Source organism: Cytobacillus sp. OWB-43 (assembly GCF_034651445.1).
In the GTDB taxonomy this organism is placed as follows: domain Bacteria; phylum Bacillota; class Bacilli; order Bacillales; family Cytobacillaceae; genus Cytobacillus; species Cytobacillus kochii.
The window spans coordinates 1-22,952 of sequence record NZ_JAYEFF010000006.1 but is presented as its reverse complement, the minus strand read 5'-3'; the positions used below and the strand labels follow the sequence as shown (position 1 = coordinate 22,952).

At 36.1% G+C, this 22,952-nt stretch carries 24 protein-coding genes; 19 read left to right on the top strand and 5 right to left on the bottom strand.

Going from position 1 to position 22,952, the window contains the following annotated elements; translation table 11 throughout:
- Positions 1–101 precede the first annotated feature (101 nt).
- Together U9M49_RS18230 and rarD are read left to right on the top strand one after the other, a co-directional pair.
- Positions 102–1,691: an amidohydrolase gene (locus tag U9M49_RS18230; protein ID WP_095372274.1), complete on the top strand. Its 1,590-nt coding sequence runs from the start codon at positions 102–104 to the stop codon at positions 1,689–1,691.
- Between the two features lie 76 nt (positions 1,692–1,767).
- Entirely contained in the window at positions 1,768–2,697 is a 930-nt protein-coding gene (gene rarD, locus U9M49_RS18225; protein ID WP_095372275.1) for an EamA family transporter RarD, read from the top strand.
- A 228-nt stretch (positions 2,698–2,925) separates the two neighbouring features.
- On the opposite strand, the gene U9M49_RS18220 is transcribed toward rarD, so the two are convergent.
- Positions 2,926–3,723 carry an NAD kinase gene (locus U9M49_RS18220; protein WP_322910341.1) on the bottom strand — a complete coding sequence of 266 codons (798 nt, stop codon included), beginning with the start codon at positions 3,721–3,723 and terminating at the stop codon, positions 2,926–2,928.
- A 172-nt stretch (positions 3,724–3,895) separates the two neighbouring features.
- On the opposite strand from U9M49_RS18220, the gene sppA reads away from it, so the two are divergent.
- Together sppA and U9M49_RS18210 are read left to right on the top strand one after the other, a co-directional pair.
- Positions 3,896–4,906 (top strand): signal peptide peptidase SppA, encoded by a 1,011-nt coding sequence (sppA, locus tag U9M49_RS18215; RefSeq protein ID WP_307316836.1) that lies wholly within the window; start codon positions 3,896–3,898, stop codon positions 4,904–4,906.
- A 17-nt stretch (positions 4,907–4,923) separates the two neighbouring features.
- Positions 4,924–5,445, top strand: a complete 522-nt coding sequence (locus U9M49_RS18210; protein ID WP_095372277.1) for an RDD family protein — start codon at positions 4,924–4,926, stop codon at positions 5,443–5,445.
- 168 nt (positions 5,446–5,613) lie between these two features.
- Here the strand turns inward: U9M49_RS18210 and U9M49_RS18205 are convergent, their stop codons facing one another.
- Positions 5,614–6,045 (bottom strand): GNAT family N-acetyltransferase, encoded by a 432-nt coding sequence (locus U9M49_RS18205; protein ID WP_307319564.1) that lies wholly within the window; start codon positions 6,043–6,045, stop codon positions 5,614–5,616.
- A gap of 235 nt (positions 6,046–6,280) precedes the next feature.
- Between U9M49_RS18205 and U9M49_RS18200 the strand changes: the two genes are divergently transcribed.
- On the top strand, positions 6,281–6,670 hold the full coding sequence (locus U9M49_RS18200) for a hypothetical protein (RefSeq protein WP_307319567.1): 390 nt from the start codon (positions 6,281–6,283) through the stop codon (positions 6,668–6,670).
- A gap of 276 nt (positions 6,671–6,946) precedes the next feature.
- On the opposite strand, the gene U9M49_RS18195 is transcribed toward U9M49_RS18200, so the two are convergent.
- Positions 6,947–7,174 (bottom strand): hypothetical protein, encoded by a 228-nt coding sequence (locus tag U9M49_RS18195; protein ID WP_322910340.1) that lies wholly within the window; start codon positions 7,172–7,174, stop codon positions 6,947–6,949.
- 84 nt (positions 7,175–7,258) lie between these two features.
- On the opposite strand from U9M49_RS18195, the gene U9M49_RS18190 reads away from it, so the two are divergent.
- The 7 genes from U9M49_RS18190 (at position 7,259) to U9M49_RS18160 (ending at position 13,542) form a co-directional block, all read left to right on the top strand.
- The gene (locus U9M49_RS18190; protein ID WP_095372278.1) at positions 7,259–7,954 is read left to right on the top strand and encodes a DUF2953 domain-containing protein; all 696 of its coding nucleotides are present in this window, start codon (positions 7,259–7,261) and stop codon (positions 7,952–7,954) included.
- Between the two features lie 20 nt (positions 7,955–7,974).
- Positions 7,975–8,430 (top strand): GerW family sporulation protein, encoded by a 456-nt coding sequence (gene ytfJ, locus U9M49_RS18185; protein WP_095372279.1) that lies wholly within the window; start codon positions 7,975–7,977, stop codon positions 8,428–8,430.
- Positions 8,431–8,611: 181 nt separating this feature from the next.
- Positions 8,612–9,112, top strand: a complete 501-nt coding sequence (tpx, locus tag U9M49_RS18180) for a thiol peroxidase (protein WP_095372280.1) — start codon at positions 8,612–8,614, stop codon at positions 9,110–9,112.
- 272 nt (positions 9,113–9,384) lie between these two features.
- Complete coding sequence (locus U9M49_RS18175) at positions 9,385–10,374, top strand: class I SAM-dependent methyltransferase (protein ID WP_307319286.1); 990 nt, start codon at positions 9,385–9,387, stop codon at positions 10,372–10,374.
- Between the two features lie 284 nt (positions 10,375–10,658).
- Positions 10,659–11,846, top strand: a complete 1,188-nt coding sequence (locus tag U9M49_RS18170; RefSeq protein ID WP_095372282.1) for an acetate kinase — start codon at positions 10,659–10,661, stop codon at positions 11,844–11,846.
- 340 nt (positions 11,847–12,186) lie between these two features.
- Positions 12,187–13,020 (top strand): EcsC family protein, encoded by an 834-nt coding sequence (locus U9M49_RS18165; RefSeq protein ID WP_095372283.1) that lies wholly within the window; start codon positions 12,187–12,189, stop codon positions 13,018–13,020.
- Between the two features lie 9 nt (positions 13,021–13,029).
- Positions 13,030–13,542: a MogA/MoaB family molybdenum cofactor biosynthesis protein gene (locus tag U9M49_RS18160; RefSeq protein ID WP_095372284.1), complete on the top strand. Its 513-nt coding sequence runs from the start codon at positions 13,030–13,032 to the stop codon at positions 13,540–13,542.
- Positions 13,543–13,581: 39 nt separating this feature from the next.
- On the opposite strand, the gene U9M49_RS18155 is transcribed toward U9M49_RS18160, so the two are convergent.
- On the bottom strand, positions 13,582–13,896 hold the full coding sequence (locus U9M49_RS18155) for a hypothetical protein (RefSeq protein ID WP_322910339.1): 315 nt from the start codon (positions 13,894–13,896) through the stop codon (positions 13,582–13,584).
- Between the two features lie 134 nt (positions 13,897–14,030).
- On the opposite strand from U9M49_RS18155, the gene pbp4b reads away from it, so the two are divergent.
- From pbp4b to argH, 3 genes are all read left to right on the top strand, one after another.
- On the top strand, positions 14,031–15,374 hold the full coding sequence (pbp4b, locus tag U9M49_RS18150; RefSeq protein ID WP_416337109.1) for a penicillin binding protein PBP4B: 1,344 nt from the start codon (positions 14,031–14,033) through the stop codon (positions 15,372–15,374).
- Positions 15,375–15,677: 303 nt separating this feature from the next.
- On the top strand, positions 15,678–16,886 hold the full coding sequence (locus U9M49_RS18145; protein WP_095372287.1) for an argininosuccinate synthase: 1,209 nt from the start codon (positions 15,678–15,680) through the stop codon (positions 16,884–16,886).
- Positions 16,883–18,271 (top strand): argininosuccinate lyase, encoded by a 1,389-nt coding sequence (gene argH, locus U9M49_RS18140; RefSeq protein ID WP_307319277.1) that lies wholly within the window; start codon positions 16,883–16,885, stop codon positions 18,269–18,271. Before U9M49_RS18145 ends, argH begins: the two co-directional genes overlap by 4 nt.
- Positions 18,272–18,296: 25 nt before the next feature.
- On the opposite strand, the gene U9M49_RS18135 is transcribed toward argH, so the two are convergent.
- A complete protein-coding gene (locus U9M49_RS18135) occupies positions 18,297–18,785 on the bottom strand; it encodes a universal stress protein (RefSeq protein WP_251162575.1) in 489 nt (162 codons plus the stop codon).
- A gap of 107 nt (positions 18,786–18,892) precedes the next feature.
- On the opposite strand from U9M49_RS18135, the gene U9M49_RS18130 reads away from it, so the two are divergent.
- From U9M49_RS18130 to U9M49_RS18115, 4 genes are all read left to right on the top strand, one after another.
- Entirely contained in the window at positions 18,893–19,039 is a 147-nt protein-coding gene (locus tag U9M49_RS18130; RefSeq protein ID WP_322910338.1) for a hypothetical protein, read from the top strand.
- A 245-nt stretch (positions 19,040–19,284) separates the two neighbouring features.
- On the top strand, positions 19,285–19,554 hold the full coding sequence (locus tag U9M49_RS18125) for a YhdT family protein (RefSeq protein ID WP_095372290.1): 270 nt from the start codon (positions 19,285–19,287) through the stop codon (positions 19,552–19,554).
- Entirely contained in the window at positions 19,551–21,023 is a 1,473-nt protein-coding gene (gene panF / locus U9M49_RS18120; RefSeq protein ID WP_095372291.1) for a sodium/pantothenate symporter, read from the top strand. Before U9M49_RS18125 ends, panF begins: the two co-directional genes overlap by 4 nt.
- A gap of 313 nt (positions 21,024–21,336) precedes the next feature.
- Entirely contained in the window at positions 21,337–22,833 is a 1,497-nt protein-coding gene (locus U9M49_RS18115) for an SLC13 family permease (RefSeq protein ID WP_322910337.1), read from the top strand.
- The last annotated feature ends 119 nt before the right edge of the window (positions 22,834–22,952 follow it).

Genomic DNA, 22,952 nt, shown 5'->3' with positions numbered 1-22,952 from the left:
AGAAGAAAATAAAAATCTTCTGTCTTTTTTATATTGAGTGATATAGAAGAATGTGCTTTTTTTGTTATACTGAAGAAAAATAATAAAAGGAGTCAAATGGAATGGGAACACTTTGGTTTGGCGGAAAAGTGTATACAATGCAAGCAGTAAATGATTATGTTGAAGCTGTTTTTACAAGAGAAGGGCGAATTATTGCAACAGGGAATGAAGCTGAGTTGAGACATCTCTATCAGCATGAGTTGACAAAATTAGTGGATTTAAAAGGTAGTGTAATGCTCCCAGGCTTTGTTGATAGTCATATGCACTTAATTGGTCATGGGGAAAAACTTATTCGCCTTGATTTATCGCAATTCACGTCAAAAGAAGCGAGCTTACAAGCTCTAAAAGAATATAGTAAAGATGCCAACCCTGGGGAGTGGATTATTGGAGAGGGTTGGAATGAGAATCTCTGGGATGAAGCAGAACCTATCGTTGCTAGTGATATAGACAAATGGGTAAATGATCACCCTGTTATGCTTAAACGAGTATGTAGGCATGCAATTAGTGTGAACACAATGGCAATGGCGCTTGCAGGCATTTCAAAAACGACAGTCTGTCCCTCAGGTGGTGTAATTGAAAAAGATGAGGGTGGACAACCGAATGGGTTATTAAAGGATCAAGCACAAGAGCTGATTACAACTGTCATACCGTCAGTAACTGATGCTTATATGCTGAAGGCTATGAAAGCCGCTATTCGTGATGCACACCGATTAGGTCTTACAGGGGGACATACAGAAGACCTGAATTATTACGGTGGATTTGAACAGACCTATCAAACTTTTAATAAGGTGATAAAAGAGGGCAATCTTCCGTTTAGAGCGCACTTACTCGTTCATCACGAGGTGGTCGATGAACAGCAAGCGAAGGCGGTTTCTCCACATCCATTTATTGAATTTGGTGCGATGAAAATATTTGCAGATGGAGCACTTGGCGGAAGAACTGCTTTATTAAGTCACCCATATGCAGATGATAAGGAAACAAGTGGAGTAGCAATATTTACACAAGAGGAGTTAAATAACTTAGTAGAGAAAGCTCGTTCGTATTCTATGCCTGTTGCCATACATGCGATTGGCGATCAAGCATTCGAAATGGCCTTAACTGCAATAGAGGCACATCCACAACATACTAAAGATAGAGATCGAATCATCCATGCGCAAATATTAACGGAAGAGCTGATTGAGCGAGCGAAAAAACAACCATTAGTTCTTGATATTCAACCGAGTTTTGTTTCATCTGACTTTCCTTGGGTAATTGATCGAATAGGAGAAGAGTATATGAAATGGTGCTATGCTTGGCGTACTCTTATGCAAGAGGGTGTAATATGTGCAGGTGGATCGGATGCACCTATTGAACCACTAAGCCCTCTGCTAGGTATACATGCAGCAGTTACCAGAACAAATGTGAATGATCCGAATGAAACCGTTTATGATATCAACCAAACACTTTCATCTTATGAGGCGGTATGGTTATACACGAGAGGAAGTGCTTATGCATGTAGTCATGAGCATGAACGTGGGATGATTGTAGAGGGGTTTGTAGCGGATTTTACGATTTTAAAAGAAGATATCTTTAACATTCCTGTGCAAGAAATTCCCAACATCTCTATAGAAATGACTGTGGTGGCAGAGGAAATTGTTTATACAAAAAGTTGAAAAACTATTGTCTATTCCATTCTTTTAGGCGTATAATACATTTTATTTCGATAATAGAAAGAATTGAGGATGGGAAATGGCGCAAGATGTTAAGCAAGGTGTAATTTATGCAGGTTTGTCGTATGTGTTATGGGGAATACTGCCGATTTATTGGAAGTTGATAGGTGGGGTTAGTGCTTTAGAAACACTTGCTAACCGGGTCATTTGGAGCTTTGTTTTCATGCTGATTCTATTGCTATTATTAGGTAAGTTGCGTGCTTTTATGATTGTTGTAAAAGGACTATGGCAAACAAAGAAGCAGTTGTACGGATTAATTATAGCTTCTCTATTAGTAAGTGCGAATTGGTTTATCTTTATATGGGCTGTAAATAATGGACAAATTATTGAAACAAGTATGGGATACTATATTAATCCGTTGATTAGTGTACTACTAGGGATGGTCGTATTCAAAGAGCGGTTATCTGTTTCTCAATATGTTTCTTTTGCCCTAGCAGCCATTGGTGTGATTATCTTAACAGTTTCGTATGGTTCATTTCCTTGGATTTCCTTTTTACTTGCTTTAACCTTCGCACTGTATGGGTTAGCGAAAAAAATGGTAAAAGTAGATGCAGCCATTGGTCTTACACTTGAAACGATGGTCATTACACCCATTGCTTTACTATATATGGGTAGTTTGTTTGTGCAGCAACGACAGATGCTGTTTAATGAAAATGTAGGTTTAGATTTATTGTTAATAGGTGCTGGAGTAGCAACAGCCGTACCATTACTCCTTTTTGCTAACGGGGTCCAAAGAATACCCCTTTCAATGGTAGGGTTTTTACAATACATTGCGCCAACAATCATGCTTATTTTAGGTGTGTTTGTATATGGTGAATATTTCTCCAAAGCACATTTCTTATCCTTTTTGTTTATATGGATTTCGCTGACTATCTATTCTTTATCCCGTACAAAGTGGGTTTTATTATGGGAAAGTAAAATAGCCAGAGGAAAACAAATAGGAATGTGAAGATTCGGCTGATATCACCTTTGTCTAATATCTTTTCCTTAGATATCGGCAATTTTCTTAAATAAAGGTCACTTAAGTTGGTGGATGCAAACTTAACTATTGTGTATACCATTTTGAATAAAGCCGTTGAAATTTTAAGATTATAAAATTTCAACGGCTTTTCATTTCGATATTACCATTCGATTCAAACACTTATTACATAGCGTTTATTTGTTGTCCTGACAATTCTTATAAAAAGGTTCTCTTCACTTTTTCCCAAAAGGAGTTGTCTTTTAGCTTAACGGTTTTTATACTGTGTGGACTTAAGGTGATTTTTATTTCATCTACATGCTGGATACTTAACGCTTCATTATCCATCCCCATGATAGGGTGATCATTTCCCTCGTGTGTAATCTTTAATGTTAAGGTTCTTTGCTCTCCTAAAATAAATGAAGAACCTAGTGTGCGATATTTATTATTATTTAAAGAGGCAAGCTCGCTTACTTGTAGACAAGGTAGCATGGGGTCTACAATTGCACCGTTGACAGATTTATTATAAGCGGTACTACCAGTAGGAGTGGAAACAATCATTCCATCTCCACGGAATGTTTCAAATAATTGACCATCAATATAGATTTCCATCACTAATGTTTTGATAATACTAGAACGGATGGAGAATTCATTTAAACACTGAAATGAGGTTTCACCATCAACTGTAACTTGGATTGTGGGATATTTACGGACTTCTATATTTTCGTTTTGTGCTGCTTCTAGCATTTTCGAAGGCTCATTTAATTGGAAGTCACAGTAAATACCTAATGGCCCATGTGTCGAAATTCCAGCGTATAGACAATCATCACGGAATCCCGTTTTTCTTACTGCTTGTAAGAAAGCCCCATCTTCTCCAATACTAACAATAATGGTCGCTTCTCTCGGATCTGTTACTATAGTGAATCCATGATGGGTTGCTTGTTGTTTTAAATTTTCAACAATTACAAGTGTTTCGGCGTCTTGTTTATGGTAGAAATATAAAAGTCGTTGATGCATGAAAAAACCTCCTTTAATGTTTCATAAAAAATGTGTTGGAAAGATAGAATGAATAAAGGTGCTTATGATTTGAAGAAGTGACATTTTTTGCTATCATAAGAAGAGATAACCTACTCTTCTCCATTCTTATTCTATGGGAAGATGATGTATAATTCAAAGGAGGAATGATGGAATGACAGCAAAGAGATGGGCTGCTTTGGGAATTGCTGCTGTTTTATTTGTTTTTTCGGTAGGAATTAATTTCATGTCTAACTTGGCGTCAACGAATTTTGAAGATACCTTTTCAAACTTGATGGCCACAGGCGAAGATTCTTTTACTGAAGAAATGATCGAAACAGGAGACTCTTTAAATAAAATTGCTGTATTAAATTTAAATGGGACGATTCAGGATACGGGTGAGAGTGGCTCATTATTAGCAACTTCTACATATAACCACAATCGTTTTATGAAATTATTAAACCATGTGAAAGATGATTCCACTGTTAAAGGTGTTGTAATAAAAGTGAATACACCAGGTGGGGGCGTTGTTGAGAGTGCGCAAATTCACGATAAAATTGTTGAAATTCAAGAAGAGGCGAATAAACCTGTGTATATTTCTATGGGTTCTATGGCTGCGTCTGGTGGGTATTATATTTCAGCTCCGGCGGAAAAAATCTTCGCTAGTGCAGATACAATGACAGGATCATTAGGTGTCATCATGCAAGGGGTGAATATTACTGAGCTTGCAGATAAGATAGGCATTGAATTTAATACAATTAAAAGTGGCGAATTTAAAGATATTATGAGTCAAACGAGAGAAATGACTAAAGAAGAACAAAATATTTTACAAGATATGATAGATAATGCTTATCAAGGATTCGTAGAAGTGATTGCTTCTGGGCGAGAGATGTCAGAAAATCAAGTCCGTGAACTAGCAGATGGTCGTATCTATGATGGTCGCCAAGCATTAGATAATCAATTGATTGACGGGTTAGGCTATGCAGAAGATGTTATTAATGAGATGAAAAACGATGTGGGCTTAGAAGACGCTGCTGTTATTCAATATAGCGATAATGTTGGTTTTGGCTCATTTCTTAGTGTAGCAGCAAATAAAGTTGCTGGGAATGATCTGCAAATGGAAGGTGTAATGAAGCTTCTTACACAGCCGAATTCCCCACGCCTAATGTATTTATATGCTGAATAGAAAGGAGGCGCTTTAGGATGCATAATCAAGACGAACCAAAAAATAAGGAATTGTTCCAACAAGAAGGTTCTGAAGAAGCGGTGCTTTCCGAACAACCTGGGCAATTGATAACAATGACTGAAGAATATCGGTTAGCGGGGTTTTGGATGAGGTTTTGGGCGTATTTATTAGATTGGATCATTATTGGTAGCATTAATGGTATCCTTATTTACCCTGTTTTTAGAGCGTTAGATGTTTCTTTAAATAACTCATCTTACTTTTCTGCTGTCGCCATTGCAACCGCGTTGACCTTCTATTTGTATTTTGTTCTTATGACGAAATACCTCGGGCAAACTTTAGGAAAAATGGTATTCGGTTTAAGAGTCATTCAAATAGACGGAGGCAAGCTTTCCTGGGGAACGATTCTTTTTAGAGAGTGGATTGGTCGCTTCATTTCAGGTACAGTGATGATGCTTCCTTACCTTGTCGTTGCCTTTCATCCAAAAAAGAAGGGCATACATGACCTGTTTGCTGATACAACAGTTGTCCATGAGAGATAATTGAATAGCTAGGCATATAAAAGTCATTCCTTTAAGGGATGGCTTTTTTGTTATGTGAAATAATCAGTGTATGTAATTAACCCAAGCTCACTGTTTAGCTTTTTATATTGTCTACTTGACAGGGGCAAGACCAATATGGGGCTATTTAACTAAAGCTCCGTTAGTTAGTTAAATAAGAGCCTTTACAAATCCTATGCTTTTTGCTTCATATCCCATATTTTTATAAAATTGATGTGCATTATCTCGTTCTGTACGATTTCCACTATTTAAACCAATCCCATCAGCACCTGAATTTATTGCAATGCTTTCGGCTTCAGTTAATAAACGCCTTCCTATTCCTTTATTTCTAAATTTGGAATCCACTACAAAAGCAATTACACGAGCGTATATACCATCTTTGTTATAAAGGACACCAGTATGAAATCCAACCATTCCAACAATTTTTTCTTTATAGATTGCAACTAAAGTATAATGGTTTGTAGTAGCTTCAATATTATTAAACCTAACCCTCATTTGCTCTATTGAGGTCTGATAACCAAGTTGTTCCATTAATGATGCTAATTCTTTTATATCATTTGAAGTTGCTTTTCTAATCTCCATTTGTTTCTCCCCCCTAAAATCAAATCAATAATATATTCCATATAATTTCAGAGAAATCCTTGTTGAATTAACCTGCTTACTCGTGAAATTATCTTACTCAATAAAGGTGGGCTTTCATTCCTTCAAATGCTTTTTGTAATGCTTCTTTCTTTGTATTTTCCCTTTTTACACCATAAAAAAATAACCAATAATATCCATTAGTGCTATAATTATCTTTTTGAAGGAGTGTGAAAGAATGATAAAAAGAAAATTAGTCACCTCACTATTAACATTTTTTATATCTACCTTAATAATTACTCTATTTGTTCCGATTGATATTTTATTAGGTGAAAATAATGAACCACGCGATTTTTTCAATTTTTTTGATGACTTTATAATTTACTCTATTTATATTGGAGCTGGAATTTTTCTTTATGGTTTACCTTTATCGATTGTCATAGAAAAAATATTAAAGAAATCTAAAGAAGCACGTTTTTTCTTTACGTTTGCGTTCCATCTTCTATTAGGAATTATCCCTTTTTTTTTATTATGGTTTTTCACCTTATTTTCAATAATGATATCAGTTTTATTCTTTATTGTTGACGAAATCTTGAGGACTATAAATAGTAAAAGCTTTAAAAAATAAGATCATGGTATATTTCTACACCAAGGGTAGTAATTGTTTTTCAAAAAGAAAAAGCCTTTTTACTAATTAATGTAATAAGGCTTTTTCTTTTTTTATCGTTATTATTGTTAATATGATGAATTAAACCTGTGATTTGGTTCATATGGCCATAAATACTTGAACCCTTTATTTGCAAAAGCATGAATTCTATTAGAAACATCAGAGTTTGGTATAAAAATATACATTTCATGGGACGGAGCTTGATCATGTTGACCGGTTATATTGTAACTACTATTTTTAAATACTGTGGCTTAATATGTAAGTAATATCTGGTGAAAGGGCATCTCCGAAAGGTATTCCTACATCATGTTTTAGTTGATAATTAACTCTTGTTGAATTTTTTACTATGTTAATTATTTTAATACCTGTATCAGGTGCTGTACCAACCCAAAGTGGTCTATAAGAATAATCATAGAAGAAAGTAGAGTTAACCTTTTGCGAAGCTAATTGGTACCAAATGAGCAATAAAATTTCCAGATGTTAATTTAGGAAAGTTTAACAAAAGGTAAAAATGACCATACTAATTGCTTGAAAGGCAGGGGTGCTCATATGGTTTGGTTCATCATAATTGCTGGTCTTATTCTTTTATTTTTACTTCTTATTTTAGTTATATTATTTTCAAAACTCTCCATTACTGTTCACTTTTATCATTATGATAAACAAAGTCACCTCAGTATAAAGTTAAAATTTTGGAAATGGCTTAAGTATACAATTGATATACCTTTGATGGAAGTTGACCCGCAAAATGCTGAAATTAAAATAAAGGAAGAAAAAACAGCATCAGGAGGAGAGACGAAAGAGGACTCGAAGAATATAACTGCAGAAGATTTGTTAAATAGTTTTAAGGATATGGATGAGCTCTTAAAGCATGTTGTTTCTCTGTATCATATTATTCGTCATTTCATGAGTAAGGTCATTGTTCGTCAGCTGCGTTGGCATACAGTTATTGGTGTAGGTAATGCAGCGGTAACGGGTGTCTTAACTGGTGGGTTTTGGTCTGTGAAAGGAAGTATAATTGGTGTGTTAAGCCATTATATGAAATTAAAGACAAGACCGGATATTGCTATTTCTCCACAGTTTCAATTTGCGGTTGCCCAAACCTCTTTTATATGTATGATTCAATTTCGTATCGGGCATGCTATGCTTGCAGGATTTAAACTGATTAAATTTTGGAAAGGTGGCAAAGCTCATTTTAAGACGAGTCAGCTTTCTGTTTTATCAGGTGATAAACCTAAAACATACTAGATGAGAAGGGGCGATTGAGAATGTCTGATCATCCAATACAAGGCTTGATGACAACTGCAATGGAAAACCTGAAAGAAATGGTAGATGTAAATACGATAATTGGTGACCCAGTAGAAACACCCGATGGCAGTGTGATTATTACAGTTTCAAAAGTGGGCTTTGGTTTTGCTGCTGGAGGCTCGGAGTTTATGATGGATGCAAGCAAAAAAGATAGCAATAATGGTGAATCCAAGGGTCATCCTTTTGGTGGAGGTAGCGGTGGAGGTGTTTCTATCACACCAATCGCATTTCTTATCGTTAACTCTCATGAAGTAAAAATGGTTCACTTAGATGAGAGCACTCATCTATATGAAAAGATCTTAGATTTAGCACCTCAAGCAGTAGATAAAATCCAACATTTATTTAATAAAAAGGACCATAAAGAAGAATCATCTAATGAGAAAGAGCATCATGAGAAAAATAATCTAGACTTTTAAACAAATATGTTTCTCAATTAAAAATCTGAACAATATTCAAATTCGACTGTAGGAGGTTTGAATCGTTCGGATTTTTCTTTGTGCCTGTCTTTTTTTTCATTGGATTCATTTCAATTGCAAAAAAGATTCTGAAAAGCTATCATTTAAACGTACATACTTATAAATAAAGGAGGAAGTAATGATGGCATCAGTTACATTTAAAGGGAATCCTGTTACACTGCTAGGAAGTGAAGTGAAAGTTGGGGATCAGGCGCCTCAGTTCTCTGTCTTAGCCAATGATTTATCTGAAGTTACTCTAGCTAATACAAAAGGGAAGATCCGTTTAATTAGTGTGGTTCCTTCAGTTGATACAGGCGTTTGTGATGCACAAACAAGAAAGTTTAATGAAGAAGCATCTGGACTAGATAATGTAGAGGTATTAACCGTTAGTGTGGACCTTCCATTTGCTCAAAAACGCTGGTGTGCTGCTTCCGGATTAGAAAATGTGCAAACTCTTTCAGATCATAGAGATTTATCTTTTGGTGAAGCGTATGGTGTTGTAATGCAAGAGCTTCGTTTGTTAGCTCGTTCGGTATTTGTTGTAGATTCTAATGACCAAGTGGTTTATGTAGAATATGTTGGAGAAGGAACAGATCATCCAAACTATGAAGCGGCAATTGAAGCAGCAAAATCAGCAAAGTAAGTAGGATAAATAATAAGCACGAGCAGTTTCTGAATCATTTTCAGAAGTTGCTTGTGCTTTTTAGTACAATCCTTCTCTCACCAATTCGTTGTCCTATCAGTTGTCTCTTTGCACCTCTCCCCCAGTAAAAAGCTATACATGATATGTTTTACTTCGTTTTTTATTGAAATCAATTTGTTAGAAAATATGAAATAAACTTCATTACTTGTGAATGGTTATAAAGCTAGGTACAATAAGGAGATAGAGTATAGGAACGGGAGCGATGATGAACAATGAAAGTTTTGCCGGTGGAAGAAGTGTTTACATTATTAAATGAAACGGCTGAGTTATTGAAGGAAGAATTAAATGTTACATATCTTGAGGCATTAGCAGAAACGGGAGAAAATGTATTTCAAGGAGCAATACTTCAAGAGAAACTAAGCGAACTGACAACTAAGCGTCTTGAGAAAAGTTATGAATCCTTTCATATAAGTAAATTTGAAAAAGAAGATTTAAGAAAGGGATTTCAACTGGCTATTCTTAAAGGCATGAAAGAAAATGTTCAACCTAACCATCAAATGACACCAGATTCTATTGGATTGTTAATGGGTTATTTAGTTAATAAGTTTATTGATCAATCTTCTTTCTCCTTATTAGATCCAGCGGTTGGAACCGGTAACCTCATCACAACAGTGATGAATGCACAATCTGGTAAAATGGTAGAAGCAACAGGTGTGGAAATTGATGATCTCTTAATTAAACTTGCTTATGTGAATGCGAACTGGCAGGAGCATCCTATCCGCTTCTACAATCAAGATAGCTTAGAGCCATTATTCATTAATGAAGTAGATGTGGTTGTAAGTGATTTACCAGTTGGCTATTATCCAAACGATTTACGCGCGCAAGATTATGAGCTTAAAGCTGATGAAGGTCATGCTTATGCCCATCACTTATTTATAGAACAAAGCTTTAAACATGTAAAAGAGGGCGGATTTCTGTTCTTATTAATTCCTAACGGTCTGTTTGAAAGTCCACAAGCACCAAAGTTACATGACTTTTTAAAGAAGTACGCAATTATTCAAGGGTTATTACATTTACCATTGAATTTATTCAAAAATGAACAAGCAGCTAAAAGTATATTTATCCTTCAGAAAAAAGGTGAAGCTGTCAAACCTCCAAAAGAATCATTACTTGTTAATTTGCCATCCTTGTCAAAAGCAGATGACGTTGATCGTGTCTTAACAAAAGTGAGTAATTGGATTAGAGAAAACAAAGGTTCCTAATGATGATGAAAGGATTTCGGTAAAAAATACCGAGGTCCTTTTTCATTTTTGCAGATTATAAACTTCATTAGTATACGATTATAATTATTCAGACATGTAATAATGAAGTCTTATTTTTATGTAAAACAATATTCCGAATTTAACTATTTTCTATTTCCTGTTATTATTTCTTGAAATATGATGAATCTCATGTTTAAATGAATTTTTGATGAGATATAATTCAATCAATAAACGATGATTTTATAAATAGGGTAGGAGATATTAGATATAAGGAAGTGAATCATTTGACAAAAATTATTGCCATTAATGCAGGTAGTTCTTCTTTGAAATTTCAATTATTCGATATGCCAGAAGAAAAAGTAATTACAAAAGGAATAGTAGAAAGAATTGGATTAGCACATGCGGTTTTTACAATAGTAGTGAAAGGTGAAAAAAGAACAAAAGAACTAGAGATTCCCAATCATGAAGTAGCTGTGCAATTGCTTTTAAATGAGTTAACAGCACATGAAATTATTGCTGAACTTGATGAAATCGTTGGTGTAGGTCATCGTGTGGTCCACGGTGGAGAAGATTTTTCGCAATCTGTGTTGATTACAGATGAAGTGATGGATAAAATCAGTAAACTATCGGATTTAGCTCCGCTACATAATCCTGCAAATTTAACGGGGATTTTAGCATTCAAACGTGTCTTACCAGATGTTCCAGCAGTAGCGGTTTTTGATACAGCCTTCCATCAATCAATGCCGGAAAGCTCTTATTTATACAGTCTGCCGTATAGTTATTATACTGAGTATGGTATAAGAAAGTATGGATTCCACGGAACGTCACATAAATATGTATCGGAACGGGCAGCTGAATTGTTAGGGAGACCACTTGAGCAATTACGATTAATTTCTTGCCACTTAGGTAATGGTGCGAGTATTGCAGCGATTGAAGGTGGAAAATCTATCGATACATCCATGGGCTTTACGCCATTAGCTGGCGTAACTATGGGAACAAGATCAGGAGATATTGACCCTGCCCTCATTCCCTTTATCATGCAAAAAACCGAAAAGTCAGCAGATGAAGTGTTAGATGTATTAAATAAACAAAGTGGCATGCTTGGTGTTACTGGTTTTTCAAGTGATTTAAGAGATATTGAGATGGCAGCGGAAGAGGGCAATGATCGAGCTGAATTAGCATTAGAAATATTCGCAAACCATATTCACAAATATATCGGTTCATATGCAGCGAAAATGTATGGTGTCGATGCTATAATCTTTACTGCAGGTATCGGTGAAAACAGTGACGTTGTAAGAGAAAGAGTATTAAGGGGACTAGAGTTTATGGGTGTTTATTGGGACCCTGCTCTTAATAAAGTCCGGGGTCGTGAGGCGTTTATAAATTATCCGCATAGTCCGGTAAAAGTCATCATCATTCCTACAAACGAAGAAGTAATGATTGCAAGAGATACGATTGAATTAATATCATAATGGAATTAACATTTGCTCCGACTCGCCTTTTTGGTGGAGTCGGTTTTTATTTTTTTATAAGCAAATGGGTAAGGAAATATCATTTTATATAAACAGAGAGTAAACGATGAAAGATTGCACAGGATGATTCTCTATTTACCATTAGAAAATCGCCTTGTTAGCCTAGAAAATCTTATTCGTCTGACTAACAGCGATCATTCACTAAAGAATCTTATAGTCATAAACAAATAATGGTATTAGTAAAAAGAATAGTAAGTTTTGATCATAAGAGCAACGTGCTTATTATCAGTTAATTTGCTATACTATTAACAAAATATAGTAGCGAATGGAGGATAAGGAGATGCCATTATCTGCACGTGAACAAATGGTACTTAACGAAATCCGTGAATGGGAAAATCAATTATATAGCTACGAAGCGAATGATATCGAGCGTTCATATGAACATTATTTAGAATACTCTTTTGCATTATTACCAGAGAATGTTCAAAAGCAAGTGTTTTCTATGATGGATAGTTGGATGTTTCATTTACATGCACTCATTCAAGGATCACAATTACAGCTTGATGCAAAAGAAAGAATTCTGTCTTCAGGGAGGATTTTTCAAAAAGATATTGATACATTACATGATATGAATGCTTTGACGATTGATCAATTATCATACATAGCTAAACAGCAAATTGCTAGGCATCGAATGTATTCTTTAGCACAAGGTGGTGCAACAGGAACTGGCGGGCTTATGATGCTAGGGAGTGATATTCCGGCAATGGCTGTCATTAATTTAAGAGTCGTGCAGTTAATTGCCATGACTTATGGCGTCGAAGTCAATACACCATTTGAAATGATGAGTTCATTAAAAGTCTTTCATGCAGCTACCTTACCAAGGAGAATCCAAGGAGAAGCTTGGGAGGACTTAATGAATGACCTAGAGCAGCATGACGATTTATATTTTTATGAGGGAAAAGAAGAATTAACAGATATTACATGGTTAGAACAACCGATGAAACAAATGTTTAAAGCAGTAGCGATTGTTTTACTTAGAAAAAAAACGTTACAAGGAATACCAGTCATTAGTATGGCAATAGGAGCGGGTACTAATTACCAATTAACGAGAAATGTAACGGACTTTGCTCATAAGTATTATCAGTATCGCTATCTATTAAATAAGTCAGGGTGATTGTAAACGATGAGCGTAACGGAACATAAGAAAGATTCGTTAACTGTTGGCTGTAAAGTTATCACAGTAAGTGATACAAGAGATGAGGAAACAGATAAAAGTGGGCAATTAATGATCGCATTACTTGAACGAGCGGGTCATAAAGTCAATGCCTATGAAATTGTCAAAGACGAAAGTGTCGCAATTGAACAAAGTGTACGAGCTGGATATAACCAAGAGGATGTTGATATTATATTAACGAATGGTGGTACTGGCATTGCTCTACGTGATGTCACCATTGAAACGGTGCAACGTTTGTTTGATAAAGAGATTGACGGCTTCGGTGAGTTATTTCGTATGCTGAGTTATACAGAGGATATCGGTTCTAGTGCCATTATGTCCAGAGCAATAGCAGGTGTGATTAAGCATAAAGCGGTGTTTTGTACACCTGGATCCTCTGGTGCTGTCAAATTAGCGATGAATAAATTGATATTACCTGAGATCAGTCATGTCGTGAAAGAATTGCGTAAAGATTTATTTTAATGAGAATGAGTCCGAACCATTTACGTTCGGGCCTATTCATTAATAGTGACCTTTAAGTGTTACATCTTGACCTGTTCGGAACCAAAGCCATAATTCATTAATTTGTGAGGCTAATTCGGCGATTTCGTGATTGAGTTTACAAGAAGTTTCAAAGTCGCTTTCATTAGAGAGCTCTTCTTGTTTGCTATTAATCAAGACTTCTATACTTTTTATACGGTCTGGAATTTTCCCACGAATGGTTTCCCAATGAACTAAAATTTGTTGTTGCTCAATAGATGAAAATGCCTCCCAATCCTTTTTTATAGTCGGTAAATCGATAGATAATCTTTGGTTAAACGTAAAATGCTGATGCATTGTTTGCCCCCCCTGCTAATATTTATATTATTTATAAGTGTATCTTCTTTTTTAAATCATAGCTATATACCCTTCCGTTTGCTTGGCCAAGTGAATATAGTAAAGTAATTATAATGAGAAAGGAATGGCAAGTGTTGAAAAATATCGTTTGGATTCTTCTATTTATTCTGCTTTGCCTTTCTCCATCCCCCTCTAATGCTAAATCGAATACAAACACCATGCAAGCAAAAAAAAACTATTATACAAAATTACAAATTGGGCTGCCAGAAGATGTGGGTATCAGTAGTGAGCGTTTAAAAGTCGTTGATGAATGTATAACAACGGAAATATCCCGTGGTTTTCCTGGTGCTGTTTTAGTAATCATTAAGGATGGAAAAATCATTAAGGATTCAGCGTATGGATTCGCCAAACGATATGATGGGCATTCCGTATTGTCGCAACCAATAAAAATGAAAACAACAACGATTTTTGACCTCGCATCAAATACAAAAATGTTCAGTACAAATTTTGCTATGCAACAGTTAGTTTCCCAAGGGAAGGTTGACTTGAAGCAATCTGTCCAATATTATTTACCAGCATTTAAAGATCGTGATAACGACGAGATAAAAGGAAAAGCAAAGATAACAGTAACCGATCTGTTGCAGCATACTGCTGGACTACCGAGCAGTATTCACTATCACGATCCAAAAAAAGCGGGCGTGTTATATTCTCAAGATAGAGAGTTAACTAAAAAGATGGTCATAGCTACACCACTGAAGCATCCGCCCCATACAGCACAAATATATAGTGATATTGATTATATGTTATTAGGGATAATTATTGAAGAAGTGACAGGTGTATCATTAGACGATTATGTTGAAAAGGAAATATATAAACCCCTTGGCCTTATTCATACTAAGTATAACCCTCTACAAAAAGGAGAAAGCCAAAATGAATTTGCCGCAACTGAGTTATTTGGTAATACAAGAGATGGTGCTATTTCCTTTCCCCATATAAGGAAGCATACATTACAAGGAGAAGTCCATGATGAAAAGGCGTTTTATAGCATGGCAGGTGTATCAGGACACGCGGGCCTATTTTCTACTGGGAGGGAAATGGCTGTATTATTACAAGTGATGTTAAATGGAGGTGGCTACGGGAATCTTGAACTTTTTAATCAGTCAACCATCAATCAGTTTACAACCCCTTCGTCGCCTGACTCTTCTTTTGCATTAGGTTGGAGGATAAATAGTGACGATCATATGCATCAATTTTTTAGTGAAAGTGCACCGAGCACTGTCCTTGGTCATACAGGCTGGACAGGAACGATGACTGTTATTGATAAGGAAAATCAACTTGACATATGTTTACTAACAAATAAAAGACACTCACATGTAATCGATCCTTATAAGAATCCAAATGTTTTTGCCGGCGATCAGTCAGTTATTAGTAATTATGGGAAAGTGATAGACCTTATTTATAAGGCGATAATCTCTTAGCAATCATTGCTATAAATAAATAAAAACAAGAGTAAGGAAACTAAGATAAAAGCCAATAAGGCTTTTATCTTTTTTTATAATGGTTTGCAATATATGCTGGGAATTTTGCTCTTTTCTACACTTTCACTTGTTTCGGTTGGACGGATATTTATGTGGATTTATGCATTTGTGGATATTTTATAGAAATTGTAGATAACCTATTGCAATTTTAGGGAAAGGTTGTTAAAGTATTAACATAATCAGTTGAATAAAAATATAAGTTATTGAATATTTATACGTATCCACTTCAAGGAGGAAATAAAAATGTCAAATCCAAAAGTTGTTCTTGCCTATTCAGGCGGTTTAGATACTTCAGTTGCAATTAAATGGTTAGGAGATCAAGGTTACGCTGTTGTTGCTTGTTGTTTAGATGTTGGTGAAGGAAAAGACCTTGATTTCGTAAAAGAAAAAGCACTTCAGGTTGGTGCGGTTGCTTCTTACGTGATTGATGCAAGAGAGGAATTCGCGCAAGAATTTGCTCTTGTAGCCTTACAAGCACATGCATTATATGAAAATAAATATCCATTAGTATCAGCGCTTTCTCGTCCGTTGATTGCAAAAAAATTAGTGGAAGTAGCTGAAAAAGAAGGTGCGGTTGCAGTTGCACACGGATGTACGGGTAAAGGGAATGATCAGGTCCGTTTTGAAGTGGCTATTGCGGGATTAAATCCTGACTTAGAAGTATTAGCACCAGTGCGTGATTGGAAATGGTCTCGTGAAGAAGAAATTGCTTATGCAAAAGAAAATGGTATTCCTGTACCGATTCAATTAGATTCTCCATACTCTATTGACCAGAACTTATGGGGAAGAAGTAATGAGTGCGGAATTCTAGAAGATCCTTGGGCTGCACCACCAGAAGATGCATATGATTTAACAAATAGTCTCGAAAATACGCCAGATACACCAGAAATCATTGAGATCGGTTTTGAGGAAGGCGTACCTGTGACATTAAATGGGAAATCATATATGCTTTCTCAGCTAATTACAGAGTTAAATTACATTGCTGGAAAACATGGTGTGGGACGTATTGACCACGTTGAGAACCGTTTAGTAGGGATTAAATCTCGTGAAATTTATGAAGTGCCAGGTGCTACTACTTTAATGAAAGCACATAAAGAGCTGGAAGATTTAACACTTGTGAAAGAATTAGCGCATTTTAAACCAATTATTGAGAAGCAGGTTGCTGAATTAATCTATAACGGACTGTGGTTCTCTCAATTAAGAACAGCACTCCAAGCATTCTTAAAAGAGTCGCAAAAATACGTAACAGGGACAGTAAGAGTGAAATTATTTAAAGGCCATGCGATTGTTGAAGGAAGAAAGTCTCCTTATACTCTATATGATGAAAAACTTGCCACATACACTTCTGATGATGAATTTGATCATAACGCAGCGATCGGTTTCATTAAGTTATGGGGTCTACCAACAAAAGTACAAAGTGCGGTGCAAGGTAACAAGAAGGTGACAGTGTGAAAAAGCTTTGGGGAGGCAGATTCACCAAATCTGCTGAAGAATGGGTCGATGAATTTGGCGCATCCATCTCCTTTGATCAGGAGCTAGTACAAGAAGATTTGCAAGGAAGCATTGCTCATGTAACAATGCTTTCTGCAAATGGTATTATTAGCGAAGAGGATGCTGAAAAAATTAAATCTGGCTTGCAAACATTACAAGAAAAAGCTGCTAATGAAGAAATTGAGTATTCAGTTAAACTTGAAGATATTCACCTTAACTTAGAAAGTGCATTAACTGAACTTGTCGGTCCTGTAGGCGGAAAGCTACATACAGCTCGTAGCCGAAATGATCAAGTTGCTACTGATATGCATTTATATTTAAAGAAGCAGGTTCAAACCATTATTATGCTTGTTGAAGAACTGCAAAATGCATTACTTACACAAGCGGAAGCGAACGTTGAAACGGTGATGCCAGGATATACCCATTTACAGAGAGCACAACCGATTTCATTTGCGCATCACCTAATGGCATACTTCTGGATGCTTGATCGTGATAAACAACGTTATCAAGAAAGCCTCAAACGCATTAACATTTCTCCACTTGGAGCTGGTGCATTGGCTGGAACAACTTTTCCGATTGATCGCTATCAAACAGCCGAATTGCTTGGTTTTGAAGGGATTTATGAAAACAGCTTAGATGCTGTGAGTGATCGTGATTTTATTTTGGAATTCTTATCTTCAAGTTCAACACTGATGATGCATCTATCTCGATTAAGTGAAGAATTGATTCTCTGGTCAAGTCAAGAATTTCAATTCATTGAATTAGATGATAGTTTCGCAACAGGAAGCAGTATTATGCCGCAAAAGAAGAACCCGGATATGGCTGAGTTAATACGCGGTAAAACGGGACGAGTATACGGAAATCTTATGGGGATGTTGACTGTTTTAAAAGGCTTACCACTTGCTTATAACAAAGATATGCAAGAAGATAAGGAAGGCATGTTTGATACTGTCAAAACGGTCGTTGGTTCTCTAAAAATCTTTGTTGGAATGATTGAAACAATGAAGGTGAAGACAACACAAATGGAGAAGGCGACAAAGAATGATTTCTCTAATGCGACTGAACTAGCTGATTATCTTTCAAGTAAAGGTGTACCATTCCGTGAAGCGCATGAAATCGTAGGTAAGCTCGTGCTTACTTGCGTACAAAAAGGTTGTTTCTTAATGGATTTATCACTTGAGGAATACAGAGCTGTTAATGATTTATTTGAAGCTGATATTTATAAGGTGCTTGATCCATATACCGCTGTTGAAAGAAGAAATAGCGCGGGTGGAACAGGCTTCGACCAGGTGAGAATCGCTATAGATAAAGCGAAAGCTAAGTTAAATAAAGAAGAGCATGCCTAGATGCGCATGCTCTTCTTCGCTTTTTTTAGGAATGCTTCTCTGCCACGTTTGCCTCCCCACTTTTTTGCTTTGCGGATTTATTCGGTCTGACCACAAGTACATCACAAGGTGCGTGGCGTGTAATATATTCTGATACACTACCAATTAAGAAGCGTTCGACAGCATTCAGCCCCGTTGCTCCACATATAATAAGATCGATTGGCTTTGTTTTCGCGATATCTTTGGTTATGATTATTTTGGGAGATCCATATTCGATTATATACTCTACTTTAGTAACGTTTGCTTGAGTACAAACTTCCTTATAACGTGCCATTAAGTTTTCAGCAAATTCTGTAGCTCTAACAGAAGTAGAGTGATCATAAGCTTCAATAGCATTGGTACGAGTATCGACAACATGAGCTAAAATGAGATTGGCACCACTATCCTTCACCATTTCAATTGCTTGATTAAATGCCTCATCTGCTTCTACTGAACCATCTACTGCGACTAAAATGTTTGCATAATGTTTACTCATTTAAATCTCCTCCTTTACCTATTATTATACATACCCTTTTTATGAATAAATGTAGCCATTTTTCAAACAATAATGAGGAAAAAATAATGACAAAGGAGTGAACAATCTTGAAAAAAGAAGAAAGAAATGAATGGAACCAATTGTATGATGAAAATGAAGCAGAACAATCTATTAGCGATTCAATAATGGAGGCATATAACGGTGGTGCAGTCAGTCGCCAACAATTGACGAACGAAACCAATGAAGATGAGTAATATAAAAGGCGTTTTGTCATATGACAAGCGCCTTTTGAGCTTGTATTTAAAAAACTTCATAAGAGTAGACAAAAACACCTTTACTGTTAAAATAATTTTGTGATGGATATATTGTAGTTACCCCACTATGTTAAAAGATGTAAAAAAACGGTTGATTACAGGAAGCAATTTAGGTCATGTCCATTGATAGCCATTTATATTAGAATAGAACGATAGGGGAAAGGTTTATTAAGGGGGAGAAGAAGATGGAGCAAAAAAAGCTTGATCCAAGATATAAAGTTGCTAATCGAGAAGCGCTTATCGGTGTCGGTATTGCGATGATCAACTTTTTCATATGGTATTCTTTTGCCTACGGCTTAGGTAGTAAGCCTGTTGAAGAGTATCAATATATCTTTGGATTACCTTCGTGGTTTTTCTATAGCTGTGTGTTAGGGTTTCTAATTATTACAGTCATCGTTTGGTTGGTTGTTAAGTTCTTGTTCTCTGATGTACCTTTTGAGGAGGAAGAACAATGAATTGGGGAGTAGCTATACCATTAATTATTTTTTTATGTTCACTATTCTTTTTTGGGATTTATGCAACAAAATATTTAAAGCATGGACCTGATTTTTTACAAGAATATTTTCTAGGTGGAAGAAATCTTGGTGGCTTATTATTGGCGATGACGATGGTGGCTACATATGGGAGTGCGTCAAGCTTCATCGGTGGACCTGGAATTGCTTATAATATGGGTCTTGGCTGGGTGTTATTGTCGATGTCACAAGTGGTAACAGGCTACTTTACACTCGCTATCTTAGGTAAAAAGTTTGCCATTATCTCTAGGAAGACAAAAGCGGTTACTTTAAATGACTTCTTAAGAGAACGCTATCAAAGTAAATGGGTAGTCATCTTATCGTCAATTTGTATAGTTGTTTTCTTATTCGCTTCCATGTCTGCGCAGTGGATTGGTGGTGGCCGATTATTAGAATCGTTTATGGGATTGTCGTATCAATCAGCACTTTTAATTTTTACATTATCTGTTCTTATTTTTGTTGTGATTGGTGGTTTTCGTGCAGTTGCCATCACTGATACAGTTCTCGGTATGATCATGTTAATTGGTACAATTATTATTTTAGTAGGAACAATCATTGCTGGTGGTGGGGTACCGAATATTATCGAGAAATTAACAGCAGAAAATCCTAACTTGATTACACCCTTCGGTGCAGACGGTTCATTAACGCCTTTATACGTATCCAGTTTTTGGCTTCTGGTTGGTGTTGGTGTGGTTGGTTTGCCCCAAATTGCTGTCAGAGCAATGTCTTACAAAAACGCAAAGGCAATGCATACGGCGATGATTATCGGTACACTTGTTACAGGCGCTATTATGCTAGGTATGCATCTTACAGGTGTATTTGCACGAGTGGTGATTCCTGGAATTGAAGTCGGGGATACGGTGATGCCGCAATTGACACTAACCATTTTACCTTCATGGTTAGCAGGGATTGTGTTGGCAGCTCCGATTGCAGCGGTCATCTCAACAGTCAATGCATTGTTACTTCTTGTCAGTTCATCGTTGGTGAAAGATATTTACATAAATTATATTAACAGTAAAGCAACAGATCAGTTTATTAAAAAGTTGACGTTATCTGTGACAGCCATCATTGGTATTCTAGTGTATATTGTAAGTATAGAGCCACCTGATCTTCTTATCTGGCTTAATTTATTTGCTTTTGGTGGATTAGAAGCAGCGTTTATCTGGCCAATTATTATGGGGCTTTATTGGAAAAAAGGAAATGCCTATGGGGCTCTTGCTTCTATGATTACAGGGGTAAGTAGTTATATTATTATTGACCGTTTATTTCCGGACTTATTAGGCGTGCACCCGGTCGTTGTCCCAGTGTTTCTATCTTTTATACTTTATGTCCTTGTTAGTTTGTTCACACAATATAAAAAACCAACTCAACAACAGGAGATTATCGATAAATTTTGGTATGTTTCAAAGTAGTTATTTTCTAAATGAAACAAAGTAAAATAAAACCTGAACAAACACAACCAATTGTGTATGTTCAGGTTTTTTCTTTCTTAGCAAGTTTAATAAAAAAGTGAAGGTATACATTGCGGTGTTTTTATTCTAAATGAAAACACAAGAGGAAAAATGTTTTCTAAAATAATTATTATTAGAATTATCTTATTATTACGTTGGTGCAATAAAGTGTGATAGTATTTATATGAATGCGTTTACATATCTATATTTTCTAAATATATATATGTTAAAGTATTTTGAAATATTTATTTTTGGGGAATGAAGGTGAGATGAGTTGGCGAATGAGGTGAAAAAACAAGGGTATACAAAAGGAAGATTGATTGGGTTATTTCTCGGTCCAATACTTGCATTAATTGTATTCTTTTTATTACCAAGTGATATGATTGGTTATGAAGGAAGGGTAGTTATTGCTAGTATTATGATGATTGGTACGTATTGGGTGACAGAGGCGGTACCGATGGCGGTTGCATCGTTATTACCGTTAGTTCTTATTCCGTTATTTGGCGGTGCCCCGATTGATGTGGTTTCAAGATCTTACGGAGAATCCGTTATTTTTATGTATATGGGTGGATTTATTTTGGCAATTGCCATTGAAAAATGGAATTTACACAGAAGGATTGCACTCAATATTATTGACATGATTGGAACGTCAAGCCATAAAATTATTCTCGGTATTATGCTTGCCACAGGATTGTTAACAATGTTTATTTCGAATGCTGCGACGGCATTAATGATGTTACCAGTTGCATTAGCTTTAATTTCAGAAATGCGAGATAAGAAAATTTTAGAAGGTCAAAATATTGACTTTTTTGCTAAGTCTATCTTACTTGCTGTTGCCTATACAGCAACAATTGGCGGTTTAGCTACGCTTGTAGCGGCTGTTCCAAATGCTGCACTCGCAGGTATTGCTAAGATTCAATTTGATGTAGAGGTCACCTTTTTGCAATGGTTAATCTTTGCAGGTCCGGTTGCGATTATCATGTTTGTTTTCTTATATTTCTATTTAACAAAAATGAAATTTAAGGTAAATGCTGAGAACCAAACAGAAGTGTCTTTTATTAAGGAAGAGAAAAGAAATCTTGGGAAGATAAAAACCGAAGAGTGGGTTGTTATTGCTGTCTTCTTATTAACGGTTTCTTTATGGGTCGGCAAGCCGGCTATTTCTTGGATTGCAGATCAAGTAAGTTTTCTATCATTCTTAGAAAGGTTGGGTTCATTGCCTGACGCAAGCATTTCTATGATGGGTGCTATCCTCTTATTCTTCTTACCAAGTACAAAAGGTGAGAGAATTTTAGAGTGGGGAGATTTAGCGAAACTACCATGGGGTGTATTAATTTTGTTCGGTGGTGGCTTAGCGTTAGCGTCAAGTCTTGAGCATTCGGGTGTGAATGACTTTATTGCCGTAGCATTACAAGGATTAGAAGCATATACACCGTTTATCATTATTCTTCTACTTGTTGTCATTGTATTAGGTATGACAGAAATACTGTCAAATACTGCTGTTGCCAACCTCGTCTTACCAATTTCAGCAGGTTTAGGTGTTGCTATTGGGATCGATCCTTTAATTATGATGGCAGCTGTTGCCTTAGCAGCGGGATCATGTTATATGCTTCCTGTTGCAACTCCACCGAATACCGCTGTTTTTAGTGCGGGTGAACTGGAAGTAGCCGATATGGCTAAAGCGGGTGTTTGGCTAAACGCAGTTAGTGTAATCGTGATTACATTAGCGGTTTATTACTGGATGCCAATCGTCTTTGGTATTACGATATAAAAAGAAGACCCCGAGTATAATGAACTGCACCCCAATTGTTAGACACTATCTACAACTATTGGAGGTGCAGTTTTTTTGTCCAAATTTACTGCGGAAATGAAGCTACAAGCCGTGACTCG